General features: G+C 71.5%; 3 protein-coding genes and 1 tRNA gene. 3 read left to right on the top strand and 1 reads right to left on the bottom strand.

Going from position 1 to position 2,663, the window contains the following annotated elements; genetic code table 11:
• Nucleotides 1-208: 208 nt before the first annotated feature.
• Nucleotides 209-883, top strand: a complete 675-nt coding sequence (locus HMPREF0731_RS09660; protein ID WP_007003922.1) for a cytochrome b/b6 domain-containing protein — start codon at nt 209-211, stop codon at nt 881-883.
• Nucleotides 884-987: 104 nt separating this feature from the next.
• Here HMPREF0731_RS09660 and HMPREF0731_RS09655 read toward each other — a convergent pair whose 3' ends face one another.
• Nucleotides 988-1,437, bottom strand: a complete 450-nt coding sequence (locus tag HMPREF0731_RS09655) for a c-type cytochrome (protein ID WP_051014728.1) — start codon at nt 1,435-1,437, stop codon at nt 988-990.
• Between the two features lie 174 nt (nt 1,438-1,611).
• Here HMPREF0731_RS09655 and HMPREF0731_RS09650 point away from each other — a divergent pair.
• Nucleotides 1,612-1,688: transfer RNA gene (locus HMPREF0731_RS09650), tRNA-Pro, on the top strand.
• Nucleotides 1,689-1,889: 201 nt separating this feature from the next.
• A complete protein-coding gene (locus HMPREF0731_RS09645; RefSeq protein WP_245538297.1) occupies nt 1,890-2,609 on the top strand; it encodes a TorF family putative porin in 720 nt (239 codons plus the stop codon).
• Nucleotides 2,610-2,663 lie beyond the last annotated feature (54 nt).

Genomic DNA, 2,663 nt, shown 5'->3' with positions numbered 1-2,663 from the left:
CCACCAGGCGGTGCTGCCCAGCGCGGCGCAGCCCGCCACCGCCAGCAGCGCCAGCAGACCGGCGCGTTTCTGATCCATCATGGTCTCGTAACTAGGCGCAGCCGCGCCCGCAGGACAAGGCGGTTTCGCGGCGCCGTGAAACCGCCTTGCCCAGCGTGGCAAGGCGGCCTCACATCAGGCTTTCCGCTGTCGCGCAGAGGAGACCGCCATGCCCGAGCCCGCGCCGATTCGCGTCAAGGTCTGGGATGGCTGGGTGCGGCTGGTGCACTGGGCGCTGATCGGGCTGATCGGCCTGTCCTGGTGGAGCGCCGAGACCGGCCGCATGGACCTGCACCTGACCAGCGGCTACGCCATCCTGACGCTGCTGCTGTTCCGGCTGGGCTGGGGGGTGGTGGGCTCGGACACGGCGCGGTTCGGGCGCTTCCTGCGCTCGCCGCTGGCGGCGCTCGGCCATCTGCGCCACCTGTTCCGGCGCGAGCCGGACCGCGAGATCGGCCACAACGCCGCCGGCGGCTGGATGGTGCTGGCGCTGATCGCGGCGCTGCTGACCCAGGCGGTGACCGGCCTCTTCGCCGACGATCAGATTTTTACCAGAGGCCCGCTGGCGCGCAGCGTGCCGCCCGAGGCCAGCGACTGGGCGACCTCGATCCATATCCGCGCCTTCAACCTCATCCTGGCGCTGGCGGCGCTGCATGTGCTGGCGGTCGGGCTGTATTTCCTGGCCAAGGGGCAGAATCTGGTGCGGCCAATGCTCACCGGCTGGAAATGGCTGCCCGCGGGCAGCGCGGCGCCGCGCCTGGCGCCGTTCTGGCTCGGCCTGCTGCTGCTGGCGCTCGCCGCCCTGCCGGCCCTGCTGTTCCGGACCGGCCTGGTCGGCGGCTGAGCCGGAAGGCAGGGGCCGCGGCCCCTGCCCTGCCCCGGCTGGGCCGGAGCGGAAGGCGGATCAGGCCCTCCCTCCCGTCCCGGCCCTGACCGGCAGCCGACAGATCAACGGGAGCGGTAGGCGCGGTGGCAGGCGCCGCAGGTGGCGCCGGCCTCGCGGAAGGCGGTGGCGGTGGCGCCGGCATCGCCGCTGGCGGCGGCCTGCTGCAATTTGCCCAGGGCGGCGACCATGTTGGCGCTGGCCGTCTCGAAGCCGGCGCGGTCGGACCAGACGGTCGGGCGGGCGCGGGTGTCGCCCTGGTCGCTGCCGGGCGGGAACAGGCCGGGCAGGGTCTGGAAGAAGCCGGCCATGGCCTGGGCGCGCGCCGCCAGCGGCGCGACCGGCTCGCCCCGGTCGAGGCTGTTCTTGATCGCCTCGATCTCGGCGCCCATGCGCTTCAGCCCCTCCTTGCGGGTGGCGATGACGTCGCCCTGGGCCTGGGCGGGGGCGATGGCGGCCGGCAGGGCGGCCAGCGCCGGCAGGGCCAGGGCGCAGGCGAACAGGAAGGTTCTCATCCGCATTCTCCACGGAGCTTGGGCAGGGGCGGGCATCAGACCATGCCGGGGCGCGGCGGCGCATCCGGCTTTTCTTGGGGCAAACTGCAAAGGCACCCTTGCCGACCTCTCCGGGCGGGGTTATACGCCCCGCCCACAGCCGAACGGGAGACCGGGCGGCGCTGGCCGGGACGACGGAGCGTAGCTCAGCCTGGTAGAGCACTGTGTTCGGGACGCAGGGGCCGGAGGTTCGAATCCTCTCGCTCCGACCAAACTGAACCGGCCAGCGGAAACCCCGCCTGCCCCTGGCAGGCGGGTTTTTTTGTGCCCGCGCGGCCGGCTTTTCACGCCCGCGCGGCGGCGGCCCGGAAAGTTGCACAGATTTTGCTTCGGCACCGATACCACCGGCGGCACGAGGCCGCCGGCTGGAGGGAACCTCGCCGATGAAGCCGCAACTCGCGCTTGCCACTGCCTTGTCCTTGGGCATTTTCCTGCCGGCCCTGCCGGCGGCCGCGCAGACCGAGATCGACAGCCTGGGGCTGACGGTCACCGCCACCCCCTCGGTGTCGAGCGACTACCTGTTCCGCGGCATCTCGCAGACGCGCAACCGCCCGGCGATCCAGCTGACCCTGGATGCGCAGCATGAGAGCGGCTTCTATGTCGGGGCCTTCGCCAGCAACGTCACCTTCCCCGGCAGCAATGCCCGGCAGGAGCTGGACCTGCTGGCCGGCTACCGTTTCGAGGTGGCGGGGGTCAGCCTCGACATCGGCGGCGTCTACTACACCTATCCCGGCTATGACCGGCCGAGCGGCAGCTACGACTACAATTACGTCGAGGCGATCGCGAAGGCCAGCTACACGCTGGAGCCGGTGAAGCTGGTCGCCACCGCCGCCTGGTCGCCGAATTTCTATTTCGAGAGCGGCTCGGCCGTCTATGTCGAGGGCGGCGCCGATATCAGCCTGCCCTTCGACTTCACCCTGGCCGGACGCCTCGGCTACCAGTGGATCGAGCGCAACACCCGCTATGGCGCGCCGGACTACACCAACTGGTCGGTCGCGGTGACGCGGGAGATCGTCGGCGGCTTCATGCTGACGGTGGGCTATTACGACACCGACCTGTCCAAGGCGCAGTGCTTCGGCGGCACGAAACTCTGCGACGCCCGCGCCATGGTGACGCTGAGCCGCGCCTTCTGACCCGCAGCGCGGGCCGGCGGCGCGCTCAGCGCCGCCGGCGCCGCGGCGGCGGCG

This window comes from Pseudoroseomonas cervicalis ATCC 49957, from assembly GCF_000164635.1.
In the GTDB taxonomy this organism is placed as follows: Bacteria; Pseudomonadota; Alphaproteobacteria; order Acetobacterales; family Acetobacteraceae; genus Pseudoroseomonas; species Pseudoroseomonas cervicalis.
Note: the sequence above shows the minus strand (reverse complement) of the source record. Positions and strands in the feature narration are given on the sequence as shown.